Consider the following 19,809-nt stretch of genomic DNA (forward strand, 5'->3'; position numbering starts at 1 on the left):
AGTCATCCAATCATCAGGCGACGACGCGGGCGGCTGCTGCGCGACGGTTGTCAATGCTGAAGGCGCCCGGTCCAAAAGCCACTACCTGCAAGAGGCCACCAGCCATTGCCAGGTTCTTAAGGAAATGGAACATCTGGTTCTGGTCAGCGAGTGCGTGATGGAAGATCAGTGCGGTCACGACAGCGTAGGCAGCAAGCAGTAGCGCTGCCAGACGCGTCTTGTAGCCAACGGCCAGGAGCGTGGCGCCCGCCAGTTCCAGCACCAATGCGCCAGTCAGTCCGAGCGCAGGCGCCGGTAGACCGAGCGATGCGATATAGGACATCGTTGCGCCGGGAGCCAGAAGTTTGCCAATGCCGCTGATGAAGAAGATGGCTGCAATGAGCGTGCGGCCAGCGGCCGGAACTACCGGGTTTGCGGCGAGCGAGACATTGAGGTTCGAGTTCATGGTGATCATCCTTTCAAGTGAGAGTGGGTAGACCGAAGAGTAGAGACTTGACACGTATCCAGGAAGCCTATATTTCTAGATGTAATCCATCTAAACCATAGATACATGCTCGACGCCGTCTCGCTGGACCAGCTTCGCACCTTCATCGCCGCTGCCGACGAGGGCAGTTTCTCCGCAGCAGGCCGTAAGCTGCGCCGCGCGCAGTCCGTGATCAGCCATACGCTGGCCAATCTGGAGGGCCAGATTGGCGTACAGCTCTTTGATCGCGTGGGACGTTATCCGCGGCTGACGGATGAAGGGACGGCCTTGCTTGCGCAGGCGCGCCTCGTGGTAAGCGGCATGGACGGCTTCAAGGCAAAGGCCCGCGCCATATCCGACGGACTTGAGCCCGAGCTGTCCGTCGTGGTGGACGTGATGTATCCGATGGCGTCATTGACTGACGCCGTGGGCGCGTTCCGGGAAGCGTTTCCGCACACACCATTGAGGCTTTACGTCGAGGCGCTTGGCGCCGTCATGCAGCCTGTACTCGCGCAGGCATGCCGGATCGGCATCAGCGGCTCAATGCCATCGGTCCCGGAGCTTCTCGATGCCGAGAAGCTGCTGGATGTTTCCATGATCACGGTCACCGCGCCGTCACACCCGCTAGCATCAAAGAAGGGGGTCATCCGGCCGGCCGAGCTCAAGGCGCATGTGCAATTGGTGCTGACCGACCGTACAACCCTCACGGAGGGCAAGACTTTCGGCGTCTTCTCCCCACAGATATGGCGGCTTGCCGATCTTGGCGCCAAACATGCATTCCTACGCGCCGGATCCGGATGGGGCCATATGCCGGTAGCGATGGTGCAGGATGACCTGGATGCCGGGAAGCTGGTGCCCTTGCGGCTTGAAGCCTTCCAGCCGTACACGCCTCCAATCGCCATGTTCGCAGTTTATCGAAAGGACACGCCGCCGGGACCCGCCCGTCGCTGGTTTCTCAAACGGCTTAAGGGCGCCCGTGATATCGAATCGGTGGGGTAACGGAGGCAAGCGTCTCAATATCATCCATGTTCGGTCAGAGACAATAGCGAGGCGATAGACCGATATGGGGTCGCAAAGAGGCAGTGAGCGACCGGTGCGCGGCAGTCCAACGAATTCGCGCTTCAATTCAGCTCAGTCTCGCTATTTCCGGTTCTCATCCGAACGAACGCGGACCGAATTAGACGCTAAGTCGTTGATTTTTCGGAGAACGCAGTCTCGAGAATTCCGATTCCTCACAGCGTCGCAGGAAACCGGAATTAGCCGAACTACGCGCGCTTTCGCTGGACTAGATATCCGGAATTAGCTGGACTGCCGTGCAGCTGATGTGGGCGCGGCTGCTTCAGGGTGACGGACATAGTCGTTCGTAAGCAGTCTTCTAACGACGCAGCCCGAGCTGGCCCGCTTCACGCGCTTCGCTCTTGGCGCCGAACAGCTCGCGCCGATATGCTGAAGCAGGAGACGCATAGCAAAAGGCGCGTTCGGCGCAGTCCAGCTAATTCGTGCTTCTCGTCAGAGCAGTCCAGCAAATTCCGGTTTTAAGAAGGCCGAGCGGCGACGGAATCAGCTGTTAAGTCATTGATTTTTCGAAAAACGCAGTCTGACGAATTCCGGTTCCTCACAGGCGTCGTTGCGGTCATTTTTCTTGGTCTTGACGAAGAGCGACACATACTGTGGGCTCAGCCGAACCTCAATGCCGAGCGACTGGAAGCGCCGTGCCCAGTGGTGCGCTGTACTGCAGGCTTCCATAACAACCATCGCTGGCTTCAGTGTACGCACCGCCTCCAGGAGCGAGCCACGCGAGACCTTTGCTCGATGCACAGGCCGTCCGCGGCGGTCGGCGCCATGGAGCTGGAACACATGTTTGGCGAGATCGATGCCGACGATTCCATGATGAACTTCCACGTGTCAGGGTGAGGCCGATAGTGTCCCCCGAAGGGAGGCGTCGGGTCCATCTCAGTAAATTCTTAGCCCGGTGTCACTTGCGCTTACACAAGTCAGCTGTAATCAGGGGTTTCGCCCGCGCGCGAATCGCCCATACTGTGAGTGGGCCGCCGACTCTCGGCGGCCGCGTGCGCAGCCAGGCCATGACCCCGGCGACGCGAAGGAGCACAGATGGGCATGCCTACCTATGAAGAAGGACGCCTGGCCGCCATCGCGGTGAGGCTGGCGCTTTCCTCGGTGCTTCCCCCTGCGAACGCGAAAGCCGCATTGGATCTGGCAAGCAGGATGATCGGCGACCAGTTAACAGCGGCGCCTGTTCAGAACAAGGAGCCTTGTGTATCGTCCGTGGCTCTGGGCCCTCTCGGCGGCGCCCGGAATCGGGAAGTATCCGGACCAAACCGGTTGTAGCGTCGAACCGGTCGGCAGCCTTGTAGAATCAGGTCCGCCCAGCCCCCTGTACCCCGCCTGCGCGTCGAGAAGCTGACATCATAGTCCTTGCCGCCGCGCATCTCGCGTACACGTTACATTACAAGGTCGACCTGATGCGCCTGCAGCCATTCTTCAAAAAGCCCCAGGAAGTTCGGCCAGCATTTCGAGCACCAGGTCAAGCTTATTCCTGCATGGCGGCGCGCACCGTTTCGTAAAGGTCACGTTGTGCGCCTTCGAGCTCGACCGTGCGCACAATCATCGTCTTCGGGGGCAGCTCGGTGGCCACCTCATCCTTGCGCCGTCGCAGGGCATCGCCGCCTTTTTCGATGGGTGTACGCCAGCGTCGGGTGAAGTCCCCACCGAGGAACCCTGGCATCAGACGCGATCGCTAGTCAGGTCAGTAAGCAACGAGCATTTTTTTCGTTGCGTAATCCGCCCGCGGCTTTTATCAATTTGCACTCGCCTCTCAACATTTCAGGTTGCCGACCATGTCCGCCGGACGCACCCATTCCTCGAACTGTTGTTCGGTCACATAGCCAAGAGCGAGCGCTGCGGCTTTCAGCGTCGTGCCTTCCTTGTGCGCTTTCTTGGCGATCTGCGCCGCCTTGTCGTAGCCGATATGCGGGTTGAGTGCCGTCACCAGCATCAACGACTCGTTGAGCAGCAATTCGATGCGCGCGCGGTTCGGCTCAATACCGGCCGCACAATGATCGTTGAAACTCTGCGCGCCATCCGTGAGCAAACGGACTGATTGCAGCACATTGTGCGCGATCATCGGCCGGAATACGTTCAGTTCGAAGTTGCCGCTGGCGCCGCCGAAGTTCACCGCAACGTCGTTGCCGAATACCTGGCAGCACAGCATCGTCAATGCTTCCGACTGAGTCGGGTTCACCTTGCCGGGCATGATCGAGCTGCCTGGCTCGTTCTCCGGAATCGACAGTTCCCCCAGCCCGCAGCGCGGCCCGCTTGCGAGCCAGCGGATATCGTTCGCTATCTTCATCAGGCTCGCGGCGACGGTCTTGAGCGCGCCGTGTGCAAACACGAGCGCGTCGGCGGCCGCCATCACCTCGAACTTGTTGGGCGCCGACACGAATGGCAAGCCGGTCAGCCTGCCCATCGCCGCGGCGAACTTGTCCGCGAACTGTGGATGCGCGTTCAGCCCGGTGCCGACCGCGGTGCCGCCCTGGGCGAGTTGATAGAGGTGCGGCAACACCGATTCGAGGTGCACGATCCCCTGGTCGAGCTGCGCGACATAGCCGGAGAACTCCTGGCCAAGCGTCAGCGGGGTGGCGTCCTGCAGGTGCGTGCGGCCGATCTTCACGATGTCGGCGAACGCCTTCGACTTGCCGTCCAGCGTTGCGCGCAGCGTCGTCAGCGCGGGCAACAGGTGCCGGACAATCCCGTGCGCCGCGGCGACGTGCATCGCGGTCGGAAACACGTCGTTGGATGACTGGCCGCGATTGACGTCGTCGTTAGGATGAATTTTGCGCGCCTCGCCGCGCTCGCCGCCGATCAGTTCGCTTGCCCGGTTCGCGATCACCTCGTTAAGATTCATGTTTGTCTGCGTGCCGGAACCGGTCTGCCAGACCGCGAGCGGAAACTCATCCGGATGTTGTCCGGCGACGATTTCGTCTGCGGCAGCCACGATGGCCCGCGCCTTCTGCTCGTCGAGCACGCCGAGTTCGAGGTTGACCTCGGCCGCCGCGCGCTTGATCCATGCAAGCGCCTTGATCAGCTCGGGCGCCTGCTTTTCTGTAGAGATGCGGAAATTCTGGAGCGAGCGCTGCGTCTGCGCGCCCCACAGCTGGCTGGCCGGCACGGCGATCTCGCCGAATGTGTCGCGCTCCATTCTCACGTGTTCGGTCATCGCTCACCCCTTTAGATTGAACATTGATGGCTCGGCCCCCTCGCAAACCGGACATTCGATGGTGGACCTATGCCATCAGGAGCGCCTCGTATTCTTCCCGGAACTGGTTGAGGGAACTGTCTACCACCGTCACGGCGCCGTCGATCAGGCCGCAGCGCCCGCTGCCGGGAAGGATGCGGCACAGGTTTTCCAACGATTCCAGGTCCGCGCGCACGCCGCGGCCCGTATCGATCCGGTTCAGCAGGCGCATCAGCTGGAAGGTCCCCCCCTTGCACGGCGGGCACTGGCCGCACGAGCCCTGGGCGAAGAAGCTGACGTACTCTGCCACCTTGCGGACGATGCTGGTCCCTTCCGACACCACGATCATCGCACCGGTTCCCAGCCGCGAACGCCGCTGCCGCACGGAGTCGAAGTCCAGCGCCACATCGAGATCGCGCTTGGTCAGCAGCGTATTGGAGGGCCCGCCCGTGAAAACCGCCTTGAACTCCTTGCCCTGGAGCATGCCGCCGCCATGCCGGAACACCAGCGTCTCAAGGCTTGTGCCCATCGGCAACTCATACAGCCCCGGCCGCAAGACATCGCCCGAGAGCGAGTACAACTTGGTTCCGGCGGCATGACCGATGCCGAGGCCGCGATACCACTGGGCACCGTTGCGCAAGATGCCTGGTACGTGGGCCAGCGTCTCGGTATTGTTGACGACGGTCGGTGCGCCATGCACGCCGTGCTGGGCGGGAAAAGGCGGCTTGCGGCGCGGAAACGGGAACCCGCCCTCGACGCTCGCAATGACCGCGGTTTCCTCGCCGCCGATATACAAGCCTGAGCTGGGTAGGACGCGAAGCGATACCGGACCGCCGACCAGCCCGGCCAGCTCGGCGAATTGCGGGTGTGCCTGCCATTGCTGCACCGCCTCGCGCGTCCGCGCCAGCGCCAGCGGCTGATGGGGATTGACGTACAGCACCACATGGTTGGCGCGGGTGGCAGCCGCGGCGATCAGCGCGCCCTCGATCACCTGGTGCGGCGTGTGCTCAAGCAGGAAGCGGTCCTTGAACGTCCCCGGCTCGTCTTCGTTGCCATTACAGATGATGTACTTGTCGCCAGCCGCCGCGGCAGCCACCGGTGCCCATTTGCGATGCGTCGCGAAGCCGGCGCCACCCATCCCGCGCAGGTCGGCCTGCTCGATCTCGGCAATGACCGCGTCCGGCTCGCGCAGCGCCCGGGCCAGCCCCTCTCCGCCGCCGCGTGCCAGCCAGGCATCCAGGTCGGCGCCGACCTGGATGTCCTCGTTGAGCAGAACCTGATTGAGCTGTTCCATCGCGCGCTCCGTGCCCCGCACTACCGGGTGCCGCCGACCGCCCGGCCCCACGCGCCGGTGCGCAACCCTGCGTCGACGCGCAGATCGAAATTCGCGTAGCCAGGGAACAGCTGCGGTGCCTTGACATGCAGGGGCAGCCCGGCCAGCGTCAATTCCCGCTGCCAGGCGTGCACGTGGCCGATGCCGGCGCGCGCGGCCATGGCGCTGCGCCCGGCTTGCGCCGCGCTGGCACCGGCGCGCCGGCCCATGCTCAGGATATCGAGCAGCGCGTTGCCCATCAACCGGTTGCGCCCATGAATGCCGCCCGTGACCTCGCCAACGCAATAGAGCCCTGGTACGCTGGTCGCGCCCTCCTTGTCGATGGCAACGCCGCCGTTCTGGTAGTGCAGGGTCGGGTAGACAAGGAACGGCTCCTGGGACGCATCCTGCCCGCACTTGTGGGCGAGATGGCGCAGCGTCACGAGCCGCTTTTCCAGGATGCCGGGGTTCTCCATTTCCAGCGTCGGCGTGTCGAGGAAGACACCGACCTGGCCACCCCGCTCGATGCCGCGCCCCTGCGCGCATTCGCGCAGGATTGCCGAGGCCACGATGTCCCGCGGCTTGAGTTCGTCGACGAAACGCTCGCCCTCGCCGTTGATCAGTTTGGCGCCGGCCGAGCGGGCGGCTTCCGAGATCAGGCCGCCCGCCAGGTGCGGCGGGTAGGCGATGCCGGTGGGATGGTACTGGAACGAATCCAGCTCGCGCAGGCGCGCCCCGATCCGATAGGCCAGCACCAGGCCGTCTGCCGTAGCCCCGTAGTGGTTGGACGTCGGGAAGGCATTCAGGTGCAGGCGCCCCGCCCCACCGGTGGCGATAATCACGGCGCGCGCTCGCACCAGCATGAAGGTGCGCCATTCGAGGTTGTAGATCACCGCCCCGGCGCAGCGCCCCCGCTCGTCGGACAGCAGCTCGACCGCGGGGCAGCGGTTCCACACCGCGATGCCGGGCTCGAGGTCCACCGCCTCGCGCAGCACGCGCATCATTTCCAGGCCGGTATAGTCCCGGTAGGAGAGAATCCGCGCGGCCGATGCTCCCCCTGGCTTCTTGCGCAGAAGGTTGCCGCCTAGTGGCCGGTCCTCCTCCTGGTCGAACATCATGCCCAGCCGGATCAGCCAGCGGATCACGTCGGGTCCGTCCATCACCATCTGCGCGACCAGCTCGGGCTCGCCGCAGAAGTGCCCGGCGCGCAAAGTGTCCTCGAAGTGCAACTGGGGACTGTCGTCCTCGCCGATGGCCGCCTGGATCCCGCCTTCGGCCATCACGGTGTTGCTGTCACCGAGGCGCAGCTTGGTGGCGAGAATCACCTGCGCGCCTTGCCTGGCCGCGGTCAGTGCCGCCGCGCAGCCACCTCCGCCCCCGCCGATGATCAGCACATCGGTGGACACGAGTTGCGCCCCGGCAATGTCGACGTCGTCGATCAGTGCATTGGCTTGCAGATAGCGGGCGAGATCCGGCTGACAAGGCTCGCCGCGGTTGACGCCCACGGTCAGCGCCACGCGCGCATTGGGCCCGTGGTCGGGGTGATAGGCCTTTAGCAGTGCTTCGACGGAGATGTCATCGTCGCGCACCGCCGGCGCCACGCCTGGACGGTAGCGCTTGCGCGCCTCTTCGTAGGGGATGCCAGCTGGCATGATGGTTCGTCCCGTCAGTGAGGCGGCTGCGCGCCGGGTGCGTCAAAGTCGATCGTCATCGCGCCGCTCTCGATCTGCTGCAGGCGCAGCATGAGATTGGCCGGCCGCAGCGTCTGCGCCGCAATCATCCGCCGCACCAACAGGCCGAGATGGTTGGGCCGGATATGCTCGGGGCAGGCCAGCGTGCAGAGGTTGCACATGACGCATTCGTCGAACACCTGGCCCGAGGCGGTCAGCTTGCCCTCCACCGCGAACCTCACGCCCTCCTGAACATCGAGTCCCTTTGGACAGGCCCGGTCGCATCCGCTGCAGTGACGGCAATGGGCGGCCTCCGGGAATACTTCAGAGATTGTTTGCAAGGCGTCCCAGCTGTCGCCGATCTCCTCGATACGATAGACGTGCCGCTCCGACGCCGTGAAGTAATCCAGGAACGCGACCTGCATGCCATCTTCGACCAGCGTTTCGCAGGCGAGCGCGGTCTTGACATCCTGCTCGCCGTTGCGCCGCACCATGACGCGGCATGAGCCGCAGACCCCCTGGCCCATGCAGCCGACGCCTTCGACAAGCGTTTCCCCCGCGTGCAGGAAGGCCTGCAGGATGGAGCAGTTTGCCGGCGCTTCGACCGAGCGTCCTTCGATGCTCAAGCGTACCAGTCCCATCGCGTCGCCTCTATTGTCCGGCGTCGTCAGCGCCACACTGGCATTTCCACAGAAAAGGTCATATAAACCATAGCACAACTGAGGTTATTGCAAAGGGGGCGTCGCATGCAGGCCTGGTGGAAACCTCTCGCGCCGCTGCTTGCGGTGATCGCGATCGCCCTTATTCCCGCCCCCGAGGGCTTGGCACAGCACACTTGGTATTACTTCGCGATCTTTGTCGGCGTGATTGTCGGGCTCATGCTTGAGCCCATTCCGGGCGCGGCGATCGGCCTGATCGCCGTGACGCTGGTGACCGTGTTCTGCGAATGGGTGTTCTACAGCCCCGAGCAGCTCGCGAAACCGGGCTTCAACCCGGCGAACGCTGCCCTCGCCTGGGCGCTTTCCGGGTTCGCCAACAGCACGGTGTGGCTGATTTTCGGCGCCTTCATGTTCGCCCTCGGATACGAGAAAACGGGCCTGGGCAGGCGCATCGCACTGTTGCTCGTCCGTGCGATGGGCCGCAGGACGCTCACGCTGGGCTATGCGGTGATGATGGCCGATGCATTGCTGGCGCCGTTCACCCCCTCCAATACGGCGCGCAGCGGCGGCACGATCTTTCCCGTCATCCGCAATCTGCCGCCGCTCTATGACTCGAAGCCGAATGATCCGTCGGCGCGGCGGATCGGCTCGTACATCATGTGGACCGCGATCGCCAGCACCTGCGTGACGAGTTCGATGTTCCTGACCGCACTGGCACCCAATCTCCTCGCCGCCGAGATCATCAGGAAGACCGTCCAGGTCGACTTGAGCTGGATGCAGTGGTTCATGGCCTTCGCGCCGGTAGGGATTCTGCTGTTGCTGGCCGTACCGCTCCTCGCTTACTTGCTGTATCCCCCTGAAGTGAAGCAAGGCAGCGAGGTGCCGGCCTGGGCGGCGCAGGAGCTCCAGAAGATGGGCCCGCCAAGCCGGCGCGAACTGCTGCTCGCGCTGCTGGTGCTGATCGCCCTCGCGCTGTGGATATTCGGGGACAAGCACGTCAATGCGACCACCGCGGCTTTGATGGTGATTGCCCTCATGCTGGTGACCGGTGTCGTGACCTGGGACGACATGCTCGCCAACAAGCAGGCTTGGAACACGCTAGCGTGGTTTGCGACGCTGATCGCACTGGCGGACGGCCTGAGCCGGACCAGCTTCGTCAAGTGGTTCGCCGACACCATGGCAAGCCACATGAGCGGCTTTCCGCCACTGACAGCGGCAGTGATCCTGGTGCTGGTCTTCTACTTCACGCATTACATGTTCGCCAGCGTCACCGCCCATACGACGGCGATGCTTCCGGTCATGCTCAGCGTAGGCTCCACCATTCCCGGCATGCCGATGGAATCGTTTGCGCTGATGCTGGCCCTCACGCTGGGGCTGATGGGCATCCTCACACCCTACGGTACCGGGCCAAGCCCGGTCTATTTCGGCAGCGGCTATCTGCCTGCCGGTGACTACTGGCGGCTTGGCGCAATCTTTGGTGTCATCTACATCGCCGTATTCCTGTTGATCGGCGTGCCGCTCTTGCTTTGAAACGGAGCCCCGACCCATGCTGCGCCACACTTTTCACCGCCATGATCAGCCCGCAAGCGTCGATCCGCCTGCGTGCCCGAACGCGACCCGAAGCCCGGGGCTAACCCTTGATGCCAGATGGCACCTTCCCATGCGACCAGCGCGCTGGCAAATCATGACGCTCAGGGACTGGGCCATGACAAGACTGCCTAGATTTTCTTGCGGGCTCCTCGCCGCGCTAAGCTGCATCTGCCTGTTTGGTGCGACGCATGCCTTCGCGCGCCAGGTTTTAGACTCGCCAGAGGCAGCCATGGCGGCCTTTGGCCAAGCGGTCCTCAATGACGACGAGACGGCCATGCGAGCCATGCTGGGCGCCAACTTCCGCGACATCATCCCCCCGGTAGGCGCCGAAGTGCGGAACAGGTTCAACACGGCCTGGGCACAATCGCATCGCGTGCAACAAAGGGGCAAGCAGGCGTCCATCGTCACGGGCGACGACGGATGGACCCTGCCGGTGCCGCTGGTCAAGTCAGCCAAGGGCTGGCAGTTCGACACGCTGGCAGGCACCCGGGAAATGCGCCTACGCCGCATCGGGCGGAACGAACTCGCGGTGATCCAGACCATGCAGGCCATCTGCGATGCGCAGACCGAATACGCCCAGACGACCCACGATAGCGAGAATCGGCTCGTCTACGCCGGCAGGCTGTCCAGTTCACCGGGCAAGCACGACGGGCTCTACTGGCCGAGCGGACCGAATGAGCCACCGAGCCCGCTCGGGCCGGCGTTCCGTGACGCCGGTACGCGCAATGCAAGCAAGGAGGGCTACCACGGCTACCATTACAAGCTCCTCACCGCGCAAGGGTCGCACGGCGATGGCGGCACCTTGAACTATGTCGTCGACGGCGAGCTGTTCGGCGGCTTCGCGGTCATGGCCTGGCCCGTGCGCTACGGTGACACCGGCGTGATGAGCTTCATCGTCAGCCACAAGGGCCTGGTCTATGAGCGCGACCTCGGGACCAACAGTGCCGCCAAGGCAGCGGCAACGACATCCTTTGATCCGGCTCCCGGCTGGCGGAAGGTGTCGCCATGAACCCGCGCGCCCTGACCACCGCTTGCTGTGTCCTGCTTGTGCTGGGCGGGTGCGAAAGCGCCGGTCCGCCCGCAGCCGGTCCAGCCACGCCGGCGACGTCCCGCGAGGGCACGGTGCAGGCCCAGAAGGAACCCGCGCCGTACAAGGCGGAAGAAATCGAGGCGCTGGTCGCGCCGATCGCGCTTTATCCCGATCCGCTGCTGTCACAGGTCTTGATGGCTTCCACCTACCCGCTGGAAGTCGCCCTCGCCGCGCGCTGGAGCAAGGTCCATCCGAACCTCAAGGGTGACGACGCAGTCAAGGCGGTGCAGAACGAATCCTGGGACGTCAGCGTGAAATCGCTGGTGGCGTTTCCGCAGATCCTTGCGCCAATGGGCGACAAGCTAGATTGGACCCAGAAGCTGGGGGATGCATTCCTGGCCCAGCAGAAGGAGGTGTTCAATGCCGTGCAGCGCCTACGTGTGCGCGCCCAACAAACCGGCCACCTCCAGTCGGGGCCGCAGCAGACCGTGACCGTGGAAAACGCAACCTCCGGCGAAGCCACGCAGCAGACCATCGTGCGCATCGAGCCGGCGGATCCCCAGGTGATCTATGTGCCGGTGTACGACCCGGCGATCGTCTACGGCGGCTGGGGCTACGCGGGGTACCCCTACTACTACTGGCCGCCCTACGGACCCTACTACCCCGGCGATGCCTTCCTGGGCGGCATCGCATGGGGCATCGGCCTGGCCGGGGCCATCGCCATCTTCGGCAATTGCGATTGGAACAATGGCGGGGTACATGTGGAACACCACAAGGCCCGGAACATCGACCGCAACTTCGACGCCAGCAAGTTCGAGGGAGGCCGCTGGCAGCACGACGCCGGGCACCGCCAGGGTGTTGCCTATCGCGACAATGCCACGCGGGAGAGATATGGCAGGAGCATGGCCGATGCGGCGGGCCGCAACAACTTTCGCGGGCGCGATGCTACGGGGGGCCGGGACAATGGCTTCCAGGGCGTGGGCAGTGGCGGCAGCGCCGTGCAGCGTGACGTCAATCGCGGAAGCGCGAGCCTGCATTCAGGCTCCGGCCGCGCCGGCGGTTTCGGTGGTGGCGCGCGCGGCGGTGGCTTTGGCGGCGGACGAGGTGGCGGTGGACGACGTTAGGGAACCAATGCCCGTTTGGAGTGGTGTAGGTCGCGTTCCTCTGGTCCGCGGGTGGGCGGCCCTGTTTGCATTCTGGGGACACGCTTCTATGCCGGTGATTACGAGAACGCGCAGGACGCGGACATCATCGTGATCACCGCCGGCGTCGGTGTGAAGCCGGGGCAGGCTCTGCAATGGTGCCATCCACTGCGGGATCGCCAGTGTAATCGCGCGAATTTGCCAGGCCATCGTTCACAACACCGACCTCATTCTCACAGTCGGCATCGTGCATGCCGAAGTCGAAGGGGTGGCAGAGATATGTTTGTCGCTGCCGATGGTGGTCAATGGCGGCGGAGCGCAGCTACTGGCTTATCCAGAACTCCACCAACTCTTCTGGGAAGGATCGCAAGATGCTCACAAGACTGAAAGCGGCGTTCCGCTACTTCAATAGCGTGGTCCCGTTCCGACTGGGCCCCGCCCTGATCACGACGGTCGTGCTGATCACCCTGCTGCTGCTGCCTGTGCCAGAGGGTCTCACGCCCAAGGCTTGGGGCTTGGTTGCCATCTTTCTGACAACAATCGTTGCGATCATTCTGAAGGTCATGCCGATCGGGGTTATGGCGATGATGGCCATCGTGGTCCTCTCGCTGTCGCAGGTGACCTCGACCTCGTCCAAGGGGGCGATCGCCGATGCGCTGACCGCCTTCGACAGTCCTCTAATCTGGTTGATCGTGGTGGCCATCCTGATCTCCCGCGGCGTGAAGAAGACCGGCTTGGGCACCCGTATCGGCCTGCTGTTCATCTCCCTGATGGGGAAACGAACGATAGGCATCGGCTATGGTCTGGCCGCCTGTGAACTGGTGCTGGCGCCCTTCACACCGAGCAATACCGCGCGCGGTGGCGGCATCGTGCATCCGATCATGAAGTCGATCGCCAACGCATTCGACTCGGATCCGGCAAAGCGCACTGAGGGCAAGGTCGGCACCTACCTGGCGTTGGTCAACTATCACGCCAATCCGATCACCTCGGCGATGTTCGTGACCGCCACCGCCCCGAACCCACTGGTGGTGGACTACATCGCCAAGGCGACCAATCAGAATCTGCATCTGAGCTGGACGAGTTGGGCGCTGTGCATGTTGCTGCCCGGCCTGCTATGCATGCTGGTGATGCCGCTGGTGATCTATGTGTTGTCGCCGCCGCAGCTCAAGGCCACACCCAATGCGGTGGAGTATGCGCACGCTGAAATGGCGAAGATGGGTCCAGTGTCGCCGAAGGAAATGGTCATGATATGGACCTTCGCCCTGCTGCTGGTGCTGTGGGCCAACGTTCCGGCGATGATGTTCGGTCCGTTGCTCACGCTGGACCCGACGGTGGTTGCCTTCGTCGGCCTGTTCGTGCTGATCATCACCGGCACCATCGACTGGGACGACGTGCTGTCTGAGAAGAGCGCCTGGGACACGTTGATATGGTTTGGTGCGCTTATCATGCTGGCCGAGCAACTGAACAAGCAAGGCGTGATCACGTGGTTCTCGAAGGGCATGAGCGAAGCGATTGCGGCCAGCGGCATCGGCTGGGCCAGCACGGCCGCGATCCTGGTGGCGGTCTTCGTTTTCTCGCACTACCTGTTCGCCAGCACGACGGCGCACATCAGTGCGATGATGCTCGCCTTCCTGACGGTGGGAGTCCATCTGATACCCCCAGCGTATGTGGTGCCGTTCATGCTGCTTATGGCGGCCGGCTCGGCGATCATGATGACGCTGACCCACTATGCGACGGGCACCTCGCCGATCATCTTCGGCAGTGGCTTTGTCACGATGGGAACCTGGTGGCGCGTCGGTTTTGTGATGTGCGTGGTGAACCTGCTGATCTTCGCCGTGGTCGGGAGTGTCTGGTGGAAGGTACTTGGCTTCTGGTGAACATGCAGCCGAACGTCATGTCCTCTCTCCCGGATTCATTATTGTCAGTTAGCCGTCGCATGCCGCTGCCTTGATCGGCTATGACGGCGGTCATCATGTGGGCATTGCGAGGGCGTCCCTGATCTGTCTGGCAATCATCAGTTCCTCGTTGGTTGGATGACCCAAATAGGGATATGGTCCGAGGCCAAGCTGATGCGCGGTCCATGGCTGGCATTCGTCGCGGGATCGATGCTCACGCCGAGCCATGCCGGGAGTCGGCATACGCGCTCTCGGATAGGCGCGGCATGCTCGCCAATGCCAGCGGAATCACCAGCGCACCCAGGCCCTGGCGCGGCGGCGGCCAGCGAGCCAAGCTCCCGGGCGATGCCGTACGTGTACAACTCGACGGCAAAGCGAGCCTGCGCATCATCACTGGCGATGGCAGGCAAGCAAGCAAGCATGGTCACGGCGTCACTTCGGTCCAGCGCGGCCCCGGGTCGAATGACCGGATCGCCACGGCCTTGGCTGCGCTATCCGGTCCAAGATCGCGCTCAAAGACTCGCCCGTCGTGGCTGACCATGAAGCTCTTGATGCCAGTGTCGCCGCATCGCGGGGCTCTGGCGTGACTGGCCGGATGGAACGCATTCGTTCACCATGCTGACTGTGAACGCGGAGCACCATTCTCTGATGAACCGCATGCACAAGCCAGGCAGCGAGAAACGCGGAGTCGTGATGCTTCCGTCTGAAGAATGGGACGATTGGCTGACGTGTCGAGATCCTGAGAAGGCCCGGACATTCCTCGGCTCCTGTGCCACCCCGAAAGGAAAGAGACGGTTCGTCAAAACAGGGTCTGGGGTAACTCGCCCCACGCGGCAAATGGGAGAAGAAATCAACGTGGTATGCCAAGGAGGGGGCTTCAACATGCGAGATCGCGGGCGCGGTTGCCGCTGCCGCAATTCATGACCTCACGGTCAACAGTTTCACGTTCGGCTCGTTTCCCCAGATTCTAGTTGTGGAGCCCGCTGAACAGGCGTTCACAATCCAGCTGAGCCTACAGACGACGGATCGTCAGGCGATGGCGAGTTTGAGCTGACTAGGCAAGAGGCGTTCACAGCTGGCCAGCAGCTGACGCGCGAGGGCCGCTTCCGCTTCGCTGCGCTCGGCCCGGCGCTGCGCCGCCGCGAGTTCCGCCTGCACGGTGTCCAGGTCGCCCGCCGCCTTGCGTTGCGCCTGCTCGGCCACTGCGAGCCGCTCGGCCAGCGCCACGGCCTGCGCTTCCAGCTTGGCACGGCCCTCCGCCTGCGCCACCGCGGCATCACGCGCCTCGCTGCGTGCCACCGCCAGTTCGGCGCGCAGGTCTTCGGCCGTGCGCTCGCTCTTCTGGCGCGCGGTGCGCTCCTGGTAGTCACGAGCTGTGGGATACCGTCAAGGACACGATCGAGGCGATGCCGGGGACGACCGACACCGCCACCGAGCGCGAGCGCCTGCATGCGGCGCCGCCGCTGGCTCTTGACCGTGCTCTATCTGGGGGGCTTACGCGCGGCCGAAGTCACCGGCACAGCGATGGCGGCGTTCTTCTGCCGGCGCGATGCGCACGGCGTCGAGCGCTGGTGGGTGGAGGTCACCGGCAAGGGCAACAAGACCCGGCTGGTGCCTCCACCGACGAACTTATCGCCGAACTCGCGCGCTACCCGCCGCGCCCATGGGCTGGCACCGACCCCCCAGCCTGGGGAGACACGCCCCTTGCTGCTGCCGGTCATTGGCCGGGAGAACCGAGAAAAGGGTCTGTCACTGGGGCGTTGCACCTGATCCTGAAGGAAGTGTTCGACATGGCGGCCGCGCGCCTGCGTGCGCGCGGGCCCGAATGGGAAGCCCAGGCCGCGGTGCTGGCCAGTGCCTCGGCCCACTGGCTGCGCCATACCGCTGGTTCGCACATGACCGACCAGCAGGTGGACCTGCGTTACGTGCGGGACAACTTTGGGCATTCGTCGATCTCGACGACTAGCGGCTACCTGCATAGCGAAGAGGATGCGCGGCACGAGGTCACGCAGGCGCGGCATCGCATCAACTGGACCAGTCAGACGTAAGGCGCGACCCTCGCGCCAGGTAGGGCCCGTTGCGTCGATCCTGCAAGGCAATTGAGATTGACACCCGACCCGATCGCGGCGCGCCCTTTTCACCTCCGCGCAAGCTTGCCCGCATACGTTGCTGCTTGCTCAACCCAAGGCGCACATTTTCGTCCAGCATGCGCTCCCAAAAGCAGTCAACAACAAAGTGTCGTTTAAACGATAATTAAGAAATAGCGGGATTTTTAAACGCCGGCAATCCGAATTAAACGAACGGAGTCCAGGTTGAACACAGAATGGATGGGTATAAGTGCTCGCAGAGCACTACAAGGTTACCCCGGTACAGGAATTCCACATTAGCAGCGCGATCGGCGCCACTCGGCGTTCCGTGGTCACCGAGGGTAAGAGGCTGGAGACCTACCCGGCCGGTTCTCGCCAGGAGCCAACGCTGCAGGCTCACCTGACTTATGCGCTTCGACAGGAAGGTGTCCATCTCGAGTTCCTGGCCCGACTCTTTGATGTACTTCCCCAGGCAGAGCTGACTGCTTTGGACGGTTGACGAGAATGGCAACGATAAGCCAAAGTCGGAAAACGAATGTCGAGACGTACCTCTGCGCGAACGGCTAGCTCATCAGAACGTTGAAGCATCGAAGGAGGCGCAAGCTGCCGGAAAGCGACGTGCTGACATGCAGGGCGTGCTCTTCGCCAAGAGTTCGCGCATCATGGTTCCTGTCGAAATCAAAAAAGAAAATCATGAGACGGTCTGGACAGCGTGGAGAGAGCAGTTGGAACGCTACTACTCGGTCCATCCGGATGCAGGCGGAATGGGCATCTTCATCGTCTTATGGTTTGGACACTCCCCTAGAGCGACGCCTGAGCGCGTGAAGCCTCGTGATGCCCGACATTTTGCGACGTTGATGAGCGACCGGATACCGTTAGAGGAGTGGCCACATATCCATGGCATCGTCATCGATTTGTCGCGAGGCCAACGCTCGTAGATTTCTGTCCTAATATGGCGGGCAATCGTTGTAGCAGCGCCAAATTCGGTCTCGGCAGAACTCTCACCCGCAGTCGTGGTTGCAATGTAGGCTCCAACCATGAGCGGACCGCTGGGCTTGGTGAGAGCTTGTGTAATCCATGGCGAGTTCCCCGGCGCAGTGGTCGAATGGCGCATCTTGGAGATGCCAATGGACCAAACCCGAATCGTTGTTTGCACCTGCGGACCGACAGTCAGGATTCGCAAACTTCGCTTTGACTTAGAGGACACCCAAGCCCGGGACTTGGCGCCCTGCCCATGGTGCTACCGGCAGGTGTACGAGATGGGCGTCAAAGGCGTCGTGGTCTCGAGGCGGTCACGGAAGCCGATAGAGACTAAGCTGGGACGGCTCTCTCTGCGGAATGCGTCATGGTCCCATCGCATCGCCGTTACCTGGGCCTACACGAAGCAGCGCGGCGCCTGGAAGTCGATGACGCCGCGGATAATCTCTCGCATCGCCAGAATCAGCGGCCGCGTGTCGTCGCGGCGCCATTGCACGGCGTAGTGGAGCGGCTCCAACGCGTCGCTATCCGGCAGGATGCGCAGTGCACCGCGTTCGACGAGTGCATCAGCCCATAGCCTGGGCACAAAGCCGAAACCGAGCCCTTCAACAACCATGCCGACAACCGCTCCCCAGCTGTTGCACATCAGACGCCGGCCGACCATCAGCCCACGGAGCGCCAGCCATTGGTCAAGCACCCGCGTTCCGCCCGCACCGACCGGCAGCGTCAGCAACGTCTGTTCGCTCATGAGGACCTGTGGGTTGTCGGTGCCGGCCAACTCGAGGAAAGACTGGCTGGCGACCCACGCAAAATCCACTTGACCTATCCGCTCAGCCGCCAAGCTGCTGCGGGTAGAGGGTCCGGCCAAAACCCCGATGTCCAGTTCTCCATCATGCAGGCGCTGCTCCAGTACCTGGCCGATATTGACATGAGGCTCCAGCAGCAGGCCAGGATGGCGTGACGACACTTCGCGCACCAGCTTCGGCAGCCAGGTCAGCCCGCTCAGTTCTCCCAGCCCGATACGGCATCGTCCAATCAGACCATGACGTTGCCCCGCCGATTGCTGCAGTTCCGCAGCGGCATGCAGCATCGCGTGAATCTGGGGCAACATCTGCTCGCCCTGAGCCGTCAGCTCGGCGCTCCTCCCACTGCGGTCAAACAACGCAACGCCCAGCGATGCTTCCAGTTCGGCAATCCGTTTGGACAGCGACGACACGGACAGGTGGACGCGCTCCGCCGCCACGGTGAAGTTGACGCAGGTTGCGGCCCAATAGAAAGCCTCGAGTTGCTTGAGAGTCATGTCACCCCAGACGGTCAATGACCGACGTTTTCCAATAAGCGAAATTATATCTTCGTTATTTTTCGCTTTTGCCAATGCGTGCGGGTTGCTAGATTGGCTTCACCCCTCTGGCCATTACTCCTATGTCTGCCGCTTCTTTCGACGACACCGCCCAGACCGCCGCACTTCAATCCGGTGACAGGAAGACGGCGAAAGCGCCCGTTACGGCACCAAGCGAAAGACAGGCGACTTGGCTAAAACAGCGAGTGCTGTCGCTGAAGGACTTCGAGCCGCTGGCGCGCAAACGGCTGCCAAAGTCGCTCTATGCCTACGTGAGCGGTGCAGTGGAGGACAACATCACCCTGGCGCAGAACCGACAGTCGTTTGAAGACTTGGCACTGCGACCCCGGGTGCTGGTTGGCGTCTCGTCGCGCGACCTGAGCTTCAGCCTGTTCGGCCGCCAGTACGCTGCGCCATTTGGCCTGGCACCGATGGGCATTTCCGCCCTGTTCGCATACCGCGGAGATGTCGTGATGGCACAGGCAGCCAGCCAGGCGTCCGTACCGGCCATCATGAGCGGCTCGTCACTTATTCGCCTTGAAGAAGTCATGGAAGCGGCCCCTGGCACCTGGTTCCAGGCCTACCTTCCGGGAAACATGAGCCAAATCGAAGCGCTGCTGGCGCGCGTCGAAGCGGCCAAGGTCGAGACGCTCGTCATCACCGTGGACACGCCCGTCGCTGGCAATCGCGAGAACAACATCCGCGCCGGGTTTTCCACGCCGCTGCGCCCGAGCGCCGCCCTTGCCTGGCAAGGCATCACGCATCCCCGCTGGCTGCTTGGCACCTTTGCTCGCACCCTGGTACGCCACGGTGTACCGCACTTCGAGAACGCCTACGCTCACCGCGGCACCCCCATCGTCTCGCGAGATTTGGAGCGCGATTTCTCTGACCGTGCTCATTTCACTTGGGACCACCTGGCCAACATTCGTCGCCGCTGGAAGGGGCAGCTCGTGGTCAAGGGCATCCTGACGGCGGAAGACGCTCGTCTCGCGCATCAGCATGGCGTAAACGGCATCGTCGTCTCGAACCACGGCGGCCGTCAGTTGGACGGCGTCATTGCCGCCATGCGTGCCCTCCCCGAGGTCGTTGAGGCGGTTCCGCAGTTGCCCGTGATGCTCGACAGCGGCGTACGCCGAGGCACGGACGTTATCAAGGCGCTTGCCCTGGGTGCCCGCTGTGTCTTCATCGGACGACCGTTCGCCTACGCGGCTGCAGTCGGCTCCCGCCAGGGGGTCGCACACGGCATCAACCTGATGCAAGCCGAAATTTCTCGAGACCTGGCCATGCTGGGCATCACCCGCACGCAAGATGTGAATGCGCAGTGTATTTACCACCCACCGCCGCATTGAGTTCTAACCTTCACCGCATCCCACCAGAAACCTCACGGTC

Annotated in this window: 13 protein-coding genes and 8 pseudogenes; 10 read left to right on the forward strand and 11 right to left on the reverse strand. The window is 63.0% G+C overall.

Features of this window, described 5'->3' with window-relative positions; genetic code table 11:
• Positions 1-13 precede the first annotated feature (13 nt).
• The gene (locus tag ACOCMH_RS15070) at positions 14-445 is read right to left on the reverse strand and encodes a DoxX family protein (RefSeq protein ID WP_427309149.1); all 432 of its coding nucleotides are present in this window, start codon (positions 443-445) and stop codon (positions 14-16) included.
• A 105-nt stretch (positions 446-550) separates the two neighbouring features.
• Here ACOCMH_RS15070 and ACOCMH_RS15075 point away from each other — a divergent pair, with 105 nt between their 5' ends.
• Positions 551-1,462 (forward strand): LysR family transcriptional regulator, encoded by a 912-nt coding sequence (locus tag ACOCMH_RS15075; protein WP_427309151.1) that lies wholly within the window; start codon positions 551-553, stop codon positions 1,460-1,462.
• A 621-nt stretch (positions 1,463-2,083) separates the two neighbouring features.
• Here the strand turns inward: ACOCMH_RS15075 and ACOCMH_RS15080 are convergent.
• The 6 genes and pseudogenes from ACOCMH_RS15080 to ACOCMH_RS15105 form a co-directional block, all read right to left on the reverse strand.
• Positions 2,084-2,347, reverse strand: a pseudogene (locus tag ACOCMH_RS15080) (IS110 family transposase); the annotation flags it as partial.
• 670 nt (positions 2,348-3,017) lie between these two features.
• Positions 3,018-3,212 (reverse strand): annotated as a pseudogene (locus ACOCMH_RS15085) (hypothetical protein); the annotation flags it as partial.
• Positions 3,213-3,299: 87 nt separating this feature from the next.
• Positions 3,300-4,700: a class II fumarate hydratase gene (gene fumC, locus ACOCMH_RS15090; protein ID WP_427309152.1), complete on the reverse strand. Its 1,401-nt coding sequence runs from the start codon at positions 4,698-4,700 to the stop codon at positions 3,300-3,302.
• A gap of 67 nt (positions 4,701-4,767) precedes the next feature.
• Positions 4,768-6,012, reverse strand: a complete 1,245-nt coding sequence (locus tag ACOCMH_RS15095) for a complex I 51 kDa subunit family protein (RefSeq protein ID WP_427309154.1) — start codon at positions 6,010-6,012, stop codon at positions 4,768-4,770.
• 20 nt (positions 6,013-6,032) lie between these two features.
• Entirely contained in the window at positions 6,033-7,682 is a 1,650-nt protein-coding gene (locus ACOCMH_RS15100) for an FAD-binding protein (RefSeq protein WP_427309156.1), read from the reverse strand.
• Positions 7,683-7,696: 14 nt separating this feature from the next.
• Positions 7,697-8,335, reverse strand: coding sequence for a 2Fe-2S iron-sulfur cluster-binding protein (locus tag ACOCMH_RS15105; protein WP_427309235.1), 639 nt, complete (start codon positions 8,333-8,335; stop codon positions 7,697-7,699).
• A gap of 111 nt (positions 8,336-8,446) precedes the next feature.
• Here ACOCMH_RS15105 and ACOCMH_RS15110 point away from each other — a divergent pair, with 111 nt between their 5' ends.
• The 5 genes and pseudogenes from ACOCMH_RS15110 (at position 8,447) to ACOCMH_RS15130 (ending at position 13,998) form a co-directional block, all read left to right on the forward strand.
• The gene (locus ACOCMH_RS15110) at positions 8,447-9,889 is read left to right on the forward strand and encodes an anion permease (protein ID WP_427309158.1); all 1,443 of its coding nucleotides are present in this window, start codon (positions 8,447-8,449) and stop codon (positions 9,887-9,889) included.
• A gap of 175 nt (positions 9,890-10,064) precedes the next feature.
• Positions 10,065-10,958 carry a DUF2950 domain-containing protein gene (locus tag ACOCMH_RS15115; RefSeq protein ID WP_427309160.1) on the forward strand — a complete coding sequence of 298 codons (894 nt, stop codon included), beginning with the start codon at positions 10,065-10,067 and terminating at the stop codon, positions 10,956-10,958.
• Positions 10,955-12,103, forward strand: coding sequence for a DUF3300 domain-containing protein (locus ACOCMH_RS15120; protein ID WP_427309161.1), 1,149 nt, complete (start codon positions 10,955-10,957; stop codon positions 12,101-12,103). The genes ACOCMH_RS15115 and ACOCMH_RS15120 overlap by 4 nt, the downstream gene beginning before the upstream one ends.
• Before the next feature lie 175 nt (positions 12,104-12,278).
• Positions 12,279-12,533: pseudogene (locus tag ACOCMH_RS15125) on the forward strand (hypothetical protein); the annotation flags it as partial.
• The gene (locus ACOCMH_RS15130; RefSeq protein ID WP_427309163.1) at positions 12,493-13,998 is read left to right on the forward strand and encodes a DASS family sodium-coupled anion symporter; all 1,506 of its coding nucleotides are present in this window, start codon (positions 12,493-12,495) and stop codon (positions 13,996-13,998) included. The pseudogene ACOCMH_RS15125 and the gene ACOCMH_RS15130, both read left to right, overlap by 41 nt.
• 93 nt (positions 13,999-14,091) lie before the next feature.
• Here the strand turns inward: ACOCMH_RS15130 and ACOCMH_RS15135 are convergent.
• A pseudogene (locus ACOCMH_RS15135) lies at positions 14,092-14,417 on the reverse strand (acetate/propionate family kinase); the annotation flags it as partial.
• A gap of 23 nt (positions 14,418-14,440) precedes the next feature.
• A pseudogene (locus ACOCMH_RS15140) lies at positions 14,441-14,587 on the reverse strand (DUF2950 family protein); the annotation flags it as partial.
• Here ACOCMH_RS15140 and ACOCMH_RS15145 point away from each other — a divergent pair.
• Positions 14,584-14,940, forward strand: a pseudogene (locus ACOCMH_RS15145) (SOS response-associated peptidase family protein); the annotation flags it as partial. The pseudogenes ACOCMH_RS15140 and ACOCMH_RS15145 sit on opposite strands and share 4 nt — an antisense overlap.
• Before the next feature lie 150 nt (positions 14,941-15,090).
• Here the strand turns inward: ACOCMH_RS15145 and ACOCMH_RS15150 are convergent.
• Positions 15,091-15,378 (reverse strand): annotated as a pseudogene (locus ACOCMH_RS15150) (DNA-binding protein); the annotation flags it as partial.
• A 2-nt stretch (positions 15,379-15,380) separates the two neighbouring features.
• Here ACOCMH_RS15150 and ACOCMH_RS15155 point away from each other — a divergent pair.
• Both ACOCMH_RS15155 and ACOCMH_RS15160 read left to right on the forward strand, forming a co-directional pair.
• Positions 15,381-16,064, forward strand: a pseudogene (locus ACOCMH_RS15155) (tyrosine-type recombinase/integrase); the annotation flags it as partial.
• 665 nt (positions 16,065-16,729) lie between these two features.
• Positions 16,730-17,041, forward strand: a complete 312-nt coding sequence (locus tag ACOCMH_RS15160) for a hypothetical protein (protein WP_427309164.1) — start codon at positions 16,730-16,732, stop codon at positions 17,039-17,041.
• Between the two features lie 437 nt (positions 17,042-17,478).
• Here the strand turns inward: ACOCMH_RS15160 and ACOCMH_RS15165 are convergent, their stop codons facing one another.
• On the reverse strand, positions 17,479-18,381 hold the full coding sequence (locus ACOCMH_RS15165) for a LysR family transcriptional regulator (RefSeq protein WP_427309166.1): 903 nt from the start codon (positions 18,379-18,381) through the stop codon (positions 17,479-17,481).
• Between the two features lie 245 nt (positions 18,382-18,626).
• Between ACOCMH_RS15165 and ACOCMH_RS15170 the strand changes: the two genes are divergently transcribed.
• Positions 18,627-19,769 carry an alpha-hydroxy acid oxidase gene (locus ACOCMH_RS15170; protein WP_427309237.1) on the forward strand — a complete coding sequence of 381 codons (1,143 nt, stop codon included), beginning with the start codon at positions 18,627-18,629 and terminating at the stop codon, positions 19,767-19,769.
• Positions 19,770-19,809 lie beyond the last annotated feature (40 nt).

Source organism: Cupriavidus sp. H39 (assembly GCF_050271075.1).
Classification (GTDB): domain Bacteria; phylum Pseudomonadota; class Gammaproteobacteria; order Burkholderiales; family Burkholderiaceae; genus Cupriavidus; species Cupriavidus necator_B.

Bases quoted from the DNA above. Each gene is read 5' to 3' on its own strand.
- ACOCMH_RS15115 (WP_427309160.1), top strand. From the start codon at position 10,065: ATGACAAGACTGCCTAGATTTTCTTGCGGGCTCCTCGCCGCGCTAAGC.
- ACOCMH_RS15110 (WP_427309158.1), top strand. From the start codon at position 8,447: ATGCAGGCCTGGTGGAAACCTCTCGCGCCGCTGCTTGCGGTGATCGCG.
- ACOCMH_RS15160 (WP_427309164.1), top strand. From the start codon at position 16,730: ATGCAGGGCGTGCTCTTCGCCAAGAGTTCGCGCATCATGGTTCCTGTC.
- ACOCMH_RS15165 (WP_427309166.1), bottom strand. From the start codon at position 18,381: ATGACTCTCAAGCAACTCGAGGCTTTCTATTGGGCCGCAACCTGCGTC.
- fumC (WP_427309152.1), bottom strand. From the start codon at position 4,700: ATGACCGAACACGTGAGAATGGAGCGCGACACATTCGGCGAGATCGCC.
- ACOCMH_RS15070 (WP_427309149.1), bottom strand. From the start codon at position 445: ATGAACTCGAACCTCAATGTCTCGCTCGCCGCAAACCCGGTAGTTCCG.
- ACOCMH_RS15075 (WP_427309151.1), top strand. From the start codon at position 551: ATGCTCGACGCCGTCTCGCTGGACCAGCTTCGCACCTTCATCGCCGCT.
- ACOCMH_RS15095 (WP_427309154.1), bottom strand. From the start codon at position 6,012: ATGGAACAGCTCAATCAGGTTCTGCTCAACGAGGACATCCAGGTCGGC.
- ACOCMH_RS15130 (WP_427309163.1), top strand. From the start codon at position 12,493: ATGCTCACAAGACTGAAAGCGGCGTTCCGCTACTTCAATAGCGTGGTC.
- ACOCMH_RS15120 (WP_427309161.1), top strand. From the start codon at position 10,955: ATGAACCCGCGCGCCCTGACCACCGCTTGCTGTGTCCTGCTTGTGCTG.
- ACOCMH_RS15100 (WP_427309156.1), bottom strand. From the start codon at position 7,682: ATGCCAGCTGGCATCCCCTACGAAGAGGCGCGCAAGCGCTACCGTCCA.